Genomic DNA, 6,000 nt, shown 5'->3' on the forward strand with positions numbered 1-6,000 from the left:
TTATCTCCTTCTTTCTTTTCTTATTTTCACCGTATAAATACGGGAATTTTTATTTCATTTTTACGATCCGGATTTCCGGGAAAATACGCTCCATATCTTCTTTTACATAGAAACCGGTCTCTTCTCTCAGGGCTGCCGCCGCGGAAATCGCACTTGCTTTTCTCAATACCCCTTCCATGGAAAGCCCCTCGCTCAGCCCCAGAGCGAATCCGGCTATCATGGAATCGCCGCATCCCACAGTATTCACTGCATCAATTTTCGGAACCTCTGCCCGGTATATCCCTTCACTGCACACAACGAATGATCCTTCTCCGCCTAGTGAAACGGCTACAATCTCCACGCCATCGTTGTGGATTCTTTTCGCAGCCTCTATCATATCGTTGATACTCTCGCATTCTTGCCCCGTCAGCATCCTGATCTCATCCAGATTTGGCTTAATCATCGTCGGTTTCGCTTCTATTCCCATCTCCAGCAGCCTTCCGCTTGTATCCAGAATCACTTTTTTCCCGGCATCCCTGCAGACCTTAACCAGCCTCTGGTATGCAGTTCCGTCCAGACCTTTGGGTACGCTTCCCGACATTGCCACGACATCGGCCTTAGCCGCCAGCCCCTGGAATTTTTCCAGAAATCCGTTGAAATCCTGCTCGGATACGGTAAAACCAGGTTCCAGAAATTCTGTCTGCACATGGTTCACCTCATCCCATATGTTAATACAGGATCGGCTCTCCGCCTCCATATGATAAAATGCACTTTCAATCCCGAATGGTTTCAGGGAATCTTCTATATAAGCGCCCGCATGCCCGCCGACAAAACCCGTGGCAACCACTTCAGCACCCGCAATTGCTGCAGGCTTGGAAACATTGAGCCCTTTTCCGCCCGGCGTATAAGCGCATTCTCTGACCCGGTTCACTTCACCGGTTTGAAAGCCCTCCACTACATATCTCTTGTCGATCGCCGCATTTAACGTGACTGTAAGTATCATGAATTCAGCCCTCCCAAGCTTTAGTTAATCATATCTGTCCACGACCAGATGTACTAGTACAGCCGTGCATGAATCTTTCAGTAATAAGTGCCTGATATCTGCGTCAGAGGTGTGCCTGCTTTCGCGACGGCGTAGTGGTTCCTACGTCTAGTGAAAGCAGGTGCAGCTATGGCGTAGAGAGCAGGTGCTTATTGCTGAATTATTAGTGCGCTGCTGTACTAGTTCATCAACAGAACCTTTCCTTTTACAAGCCCCGGTGTCTTAAACATCTGGAATGCTTCCTGGGCCTGGCTCATGGGCATCTTTTTATATATGAATCCCGGATCAAATTTGAGCTGTCCGGTTGCAAAATAATGCGCCGTCAGTTCCCACTCTTTTCCGGGGAACGGAGAGCTGTAGGACATCCAGGAACCTGTCAGTTTGAACTCTTTGCGGTTCATGTTCTCCCACATGGCCGGCGTAAATGTAAGGTCTACATGGGGAGTCCCAATAAAACATACATGCGCTTTATTTGCCGCCAGCTCGAAGGCCATATACATCGTAGGCGCCTGTCCTGCGGTCTCGTATACGTATGCATAACCCTTGCTGCCCGTGACAGCCATCGCTTCCTCCATGTAGTCTTCTTTTGTTGTATTGATCACTTCATCTGCTCCGAGACGTTTTGCAAGCTCCAGCCTTTCATCGCTGATATCAAAAACAACCACTTTTTTGGAACCGAAGATCTTCGCCCATTGCATCGTAAACATCCCAATGGTTCCGCCGCCCAGAATCGCAACATACTGTCCCCCCTGGTAGTCGTTCTGCAGAAGGCCGTGCAGTGCGACCGTGGAAGGTTCGAACATGGCCCCCTGCTCATAGGAAATACTCGGGTCAAAAACAACCGCATTCTGCTCCGGTACGACTACATACTCCGCATTGCTGCCCTGCTGTCTGGATCCGATAAAGCTGTAATGCTTACAGAGGGAGAAGTTGCCGTTCTGGCAGTCGTCGCATTTCATACAGGGAAGAAGCGGCGCCCCGGATACCCGGTCCCCTACTTTTACTTTCGTAACGCCTTCCCCCACTTCCACGACATCACCCGAGAACTCGTGTCCCAGTACGATGGGATAGAAATGCACGCCGTTATGAAGCACCCTGGGAATATCAGAGCCGCAGATTCCGGAAGCCTTCACTTTCACCTTGACTTCGCCCGGCCCTGCCTGGGGCTCCTCGTAATCCAGATATTGTACATCCTCATTTGCGCATACTACTGCTGCTTTCATTTTACCTGCCTCCTGTTTTTTTCATGGTTTCTTTTAAATTATGATATAGTTCCAGATAAATCTGATAGTTCTTTTCGTAAACGGAAGCATTGTCCGGATTCGGTTCATGGGACCGTCTGTTCTCCACCGTCAGGGCAACTGCCTCCTCAAAACTCTCATACATGCCCACACCCACGCCTGCAAGTATGACAGCGCCCAGTGTTGTAGCTGTATCAGAGGAAGGAACGAGGATCGGTTTTCCCGTAATATCGGACTTGATCTGTGTCCAGAGCAGTGAATTGGCTGAACCGCCCATGGCACGCAGTACGCTGACCTTTGCCCCCGCCTCTTCTGCCACATCGAGATTATGTTTCAGGGCATATGCCACGCCTTCCATGGCAGACCGGATAAAGTGCGCCTTTGTCTTGCTGAAATCCAGGCCGTAAAATACGCCCTTTGCATCCGGATCCCAGATAGGAGAACGCTCGCCGGACATGTAGGGCAGAAATACGGTTCCGCCGCTTCCCGGAGATACCTTTTCCGCCATCTCATTAAATAATTCCAGAGAGCTTTTTCCCTGTCTCTTCCCTTCTTCCCTCTCGTAGTCTCCAAACTGCTGTTCCAGCCACCTCATAACACCCCCGCCGCCGGTGGTGCCGCCCTGAAGCAGCCATTGGCCCGGAACCACATGGTATCCCAGAATTAATCTTGGGTCCGCCTGATATGTATCTGTGCAGATGCTCATGCCGCCCGCCTGGCCGCCCTGTTCCTGAGTCTCTCCCGGATGGATGACCCCCGCGCCTAAGGTTCCGCACGCCGCGTCCAGACCTCCTGCCACCACCGGTGTTCCAACGGCCAGACCGCTTTCTGCGGCAGCCTTCTCCGTAACCTTACCGATCACCTCATGGCAGGGATGGATTTCCGGCAGAAACTCCGCCGGGATCCCAAGCCTCTCACACATTTTTATATCCCACGTTCCTGTGTGCATGTCAAAGCAATGCAGCCCATATCCCTGGGAAAGATCCTGAGTCATCTCCCCCGTCAGCTTATAGGCAATATAGCTGTTGGACTGCAGAATCTTATAAGTTTGCGCATATATCTCCGGCAGATTTCTCTGGTACCAGATAATCTTGGCCGTTGTGTAAGAGGGCTGCAGAGAATTACCGGAAAGTTCGAATATCTCGTCCGCCCCGATCTTCTTATTGAGTTCATCGCAGATATCCGCAGCCCTTGTATCCATCCAAATCGGTGTATTCGTAAGCACACTGCCCTCCCGGTCAACCGCAATTGCCGACCAGCTCTGCCCGTCAATTCCGACGCCGGCAATCTGCTCCGGCCGGATACTGCCGTGGGACAGTACTTCTTTAACCGCAGAACATATGGCATCCCACCATTCTTCCGGATTCTGTTCTGCCCATCCCGGATGAGGATAATACACCGGATAACTGCCATTTGCCGTGGCTATTACCTTACCGCCCCGGTCAAATACAGCAATCTTACAGGCACTGGTTCCTATATCAATTCCCAGTAAATATTGTTCCATCTCTACCTCCCATACCATCCGCTGTTTATATAAACGGAAATATCAAATTGCTCTCTATCGAAACGTTTCGGTTCTCCTTAAAAGAAAATTCTGTCATCTGACAGATTTTCCTTCCACAAAGGTCGTCTTTAGCTTCACCGTCTCTTTCTCTTCCTGCGCTCCCGCATCGTCCAGCCTCCTAAGCATCAGTTCCGACACGCAGCTGCCAATCTCTTTTGTGGGCTGGGCCACAATACTCAGCCTGGGAATGCTTGCCTTGGCAAACTCCACATTATCAAACCCAATAAAGGAAAGCTGCCCGGGGATCTCAATCCCCAGCTCGTTAACCTCTATGATCGCACCCATGGTCATCTCGTAATTGGAAACGAATACTGCCGTCATATCCGGATTTTTCCTGAACAGTTCCTTCATGGCTGCCGCGCCGCCCTTAATCGTATAGTCGCCGCGGACCACCAGCCCTTCTCCAAAGGCAGCGCCTGCCTTCTCCATAGCCATACAATAGCCCCGGTACCGCTCTTCTGCGGTATAGATTTCTTCCGGTCCGGCAATCATGCCGATCTTCCTGTGTCCTGCCTTGAGCAGCCGTTCCACAGCATCCCTTGCCGCACCTTCATTGTCTACCAGGACACAGTCGCATTCTATGTCTTTGAGTTTCCGGTCAATCAACACCACCGGCTTTCCGGCCCGAAGGAACTTCTGCAGATATACGCCCCTTTTTCCTGAGGGCATAATGATCAATCCGTCCACTCGCCTGTGAAGCAGAAACTCGACAGCCTCCTCTTCCCGTTTTTCGTCCGTACGGCAGTCGCAGATCATGGTTGCATATCCATGGCTTCTGAGCTGGTCCTCCACTTCCGTGATAATCTCAGCACAGAAAATATTGTTCAGCTCCGGTATGATAATTCCGATTGTTTTCGTCTTATTTGTCTTCAGGCCTCTTGCCACCTCGTTGACTTCAAAGTGAAGCTCCTCTATCGCTTCCTCTATCTTGATCCGGTTCTTCTCTCTTACATTGCCTCCATTTAAATAGGAAGAAATAGTTGCCAGGCCAAGTCCGGTTTTCTTCGCAATATCCTTGATCGTAGCTGCCATGGTTATCCCTGCCTTATCTGCCCCTGTGCCGTGCACAGAAAGACTATTTTACGTTACTGTTCAAACCGTGCCGTATACGCCCAAAGGGTGTGAACAGGAACTAATTCACTTTATGGTCGCATCCGCATACCTTCATGCGCTCCATCACCAGATTCTTCACTGCTTCCATACCCACAATGCCAAGTTTCTTAGGATCAAAGGTATCTGGTTTCTCCTTAAGAAGTTTTTTGCCTGCGTCTGTATAAGCAACCCGCAGCTCTGTGGCAAAGTTCACTTTGCACATCCCGCGCTCCACACACTCTTTGACATCATCATCGCTGAGGCCTGAAGCCCCGTGAAGAACAAGCGGTACAGAGACCACCTTTCTGATCTCGGACACTCTTTCTTTATCCAGCACCGGAGTGCCTGCATAGAATCCGTGAGCCGTCCCGATTGCAATTGCCAGGGAGGAAACCCCGGTTCTCTCCACAAATTCCTTTGCTTCTGCAGGATCTGTATTGGTATCCGCTTCTGCTTCCAGATCGTCTTCCTTACCGCCGACCTTACCCAGCTCTGCTTCCACCGGTATGCCACATGCTTTGGCTGCATCTACCACCTTTTTGCTGACAGCAATATTATCTTCAAAGCTCTCATGTGAGCCATCGATCATGACCGAGGTATACCCCGCCTTGATTGCCTGTACCGCCAGATCAAAGCTGCTGCCATGGTCCAGATGTAAGCATACAGGAACCGAAGCCTTTTTTGCTTCCGCAGCAACGATCCCAAAATAGGTGTCCAGTGAACCGTACTTCACTGTGGAAGGGGTCGTCTGCAGCATAACAGGCGCACGCAGCTCCTCCGCAGCCGCAATCACGGCCTTCACCATCTCCATATTCTCCACATTAAAGGCACCTACAGCATAACCGCCCTTCTGCGCATCCCATAACATTTGTTCTGATGTAACTAATGGCATATGTATTATCCTCCTTAGGGTTAACCGAAACGTTTCGGTTTGTTTATATTTATATAATAATCCGGTTTTGTCAGAATGTCAATCCCCAGTTTTCAAAACATTATAATAGAAACGTTACTATTCACAGTCGATTTAGCGTTCATTCTTTAGGAAGCTCGTAACAGAGCTTCTTTTTCTTTGCCATAATGCA

At 50.1% G+C, this 6,000-nt stretch carries 5 protein-coding genes; all 5 read right to left on the reverse strand.

Annotation, left to right across the window (positions count from 1 at the left end; all coding sequences use genetic code 11):
- Positions 1 to 49 precede the first annotated feature (49 nt).
- Positions 50 to 982 carry a 1-phosphofructokinase gene (gene pfkB / locus GKG43_RS19715; protein WP_055153340.1) on the reverse strand — a complete coding sequence of 311 codons (933 nt, stop codon included), beginning with the start codon at positions 980 to 982 and terminating at the stop codon, positions 50 to 52.
- A 218-nt stretch (positions 983 to 1,200) separates the two neighbouring features.
- A complete protein-coding gene (locus GKG43_RS19720) occupies positions 1,201 to 2,244 on the reverse strand; it encodes a galactitol-1-phosphate 5-dehydrogenase (RefSeq protein ID WP_055153338.1) in 1,044 nt (347 codons plus the stop codon).
- Between the two features lies 1 nt (position 2,245).
- Entirely contained in the window at positions 2,246 to 3,766 is a 1,521-nt protein-coding gene (gene xylB / locus GKG43_RS19725) for a xylulokinase (protein ID WP_055153336.1), read from the reverse strand.
- 93 nt (positions 3,767 to 3,859) lie between these two features.
- Positions 3,860 to 4,858 carry a LacI family DNA-binding transcriptional regulator gene (locus GKG43_RS19730; RefSeq protein WP_050640110.1) on the reverse strand — a complete coding sequence of 333 codons (999 nt, stop codon included), beginning with the start codon at positions 4,856 to 4,858 and terminating at the stop codon, positions 3,860 to 3,862.
- Between the two features lie 100 nt (positions 4,859 to 4,958).
- The gene (locus GKG43_RS19735) at positions 4,959 to 5,810 is read right to left on the reverse strand and encodes a class II fructose-bisphosphate aldolase (RefSeq protein ID WP_055153334.1); all 852 of its coding nucleotides are present in this window, start codon (positions 5,808 to 5,810) and stop codon (positions 4,959 to 4,961) included.
- Between the last annotated feature and the right edge of the window lie 190 nt (positions 5,811 to 6,000).

This window comes from Eubacterium sp. BIOML-A2 (genome assembly GCF_009680135.1).
Classification (GTDB): domain Bacteria; phylum Bacillota; class Clostridia; order Lachnospirales; family Lachnospiraceae; genus Faecalicatena; species Faecalicatena contortus_B.